General features: G+C 58.1%; 1 protein-coding gene. It reads right to left on the reverse strand.

Annotation, left to right across the window (positions count from 1 at the left end):
• Positions 1-146: 146 nt before the first annotated feature.
• Positions 147-1,049: IS5-like element ISPre1 family transposase (locus CXK91_RS22480; RefSeq protein ID WP_103458182.1), on the reverse strand; the 903-nt coding region annotated here is incomplete at its 5' end.

Consider the following 1,049-nt stretch of genomic DNA (forward strand, 5'->3'; position numbering starts at 1 on the left):
GGATGGTCTGAAGTAGTTGTGTATTTCTGGCTGACTTCAGCCCCTGCCGATTTTAAAAGCGGCAAATCGATCAAAAACGCTCAGATCACCCGCTTATTTCTGTGTTTTTAGCCGCCGCGAGCACCTCGCGGCAGCCATTTCCCACATTACAGGCGCACCTCTCCTGCATTCGCCAGTAAATGTCGGCGCGCCATCCACAGGTTCGACAGCGCGAACAGCGTCACCAGTTGCGCCGTGTTCTTCGCCAGACCACGGAAGCGCACCTTCACATAACCGAACTGGCGCTTGATCACCCGGAACGGATGCTCGACCTTGGCTCGTACCTGAGCCTTGGCCTTCTCAATCTTGCGCTTGGCTTTGTACAAAGCACTGCGCTTATCAAGCTTCTTGTAAGTACTACGGCGGGCGGCGATCTGCCAGATGACCTCCCGGCCTTCATGTTCAGGGCGTTTCTCGACGCCGGTGTAACCCGCGTCGGCACCGACCATGTTCTCATCGCCGTGCAGCAGCTTATCGACCTGGGTGACATCGGCCACGTTGGCCGCCGTGCCCACCACGCTGTGCACCAAGCCCGACTCATCATCGACACCGATGTGCGCCTTCATGCCGAAGTAGTACTGGTTACCCTTCTTGGTCTGATGCATTTCCGGGTCGCGCTTACCGTCCTTGTTCTTGGTCGAACTCGGCGCATTGATCAGCGTGGCATCGACGATCGTGCCTTGGCGCAGCGACAGCCCTCGGTCGCCCAGATAGCCATTGATGACAGCCAAGATGCCGGCGGCTAGTTCGTGCTTCTCCAGCAAACGACGGAAGTTGAGGATGGTGGTTTCATCGGGGATACGCTCCAAGCTCAGCCCCGCGAACTGGCGCAGGATGGTGGTCTCGTACAGCGCCTCTTCCATCGCTGGATCGCTGTAACCGAACCAGTTTTGCATCAGGTGCACGCGCAGCATCGCCATCAGCGGATAGGCCGGACGACCGCCTTCACCCTTGGGATAATGCGGCTCGATCAAGGCAATCAAACCCTTCCACGGCACCACCCGATCCAT

The sequence above is a fragment of the Stutzerimonas stutzeri genome, assembly GCF_002909485.1.
Classification (GTDB): Bacteria; Pseudomonadota; Gammaproteobacteria; order Pseudomonadales; family Pseudomonadaceae; genus Stutzerimonas; species Stutzerimonas stutzeri_AH.